Raw genomic sequence first — 395 nt, forward strand, 5'->3', positions numbered from 1 at the left:
GGCGCTGGTCGCGGGTTTCGCCACGGAAGCCGGGGATCACGAGGCTGTAGTAGTGCGGGTTGAGCTGGAACGGGATCAGGCCGAGGGCGTCGAGGCCGCCCGGGTCTACCACGGGCATGTCGTTGGTTGTGCGGATGCTGGGCGTGGCGAGGTTGGAGCCGGCACTCCAGCCGATATAGCGCGCGGCGCCGGCGCGCACGCGGGCGGCCATCGGGGCCAGCAGCGCCTGCTGGCGCAGTACCTGGAGCAGCCGGAAGGTATTGCCGCCGCCCACCACGATCAGCGTGGCCGCGTTGACTGCCGCCAGCGGGTCCGCCTCGGCGTGCAGGCCGCGCACGGTGATGCCGATGGGCGCCAGCGCCTCGCGGACCTGTTCGGTGTAGGCGTCCCAGTCA

General features: G+C 71.9%; 1 protein-coding gene. It reads right to left on the bottom strand.

Annotated features, from left to right (window positions below; all coding sequences use genetic code 11):
* Window positions 1–395: dipeptidase PepE (gene pepE, locus AB4Z35_RS31005; protein WP_442101297.1), on the bottom strand; the 395-nt coding region annotated here is incomplete at both ends.

It is taken from the genome of Pseudomonas sp. KB_15, assembly GCF_052114525.1.
Taxonomy (GTDB): Bacteria; Pseudomonadota; Gammaproteobacteria; order Pseudomonadales; family Pseudomonadaceae; genus Aquipseudomonas.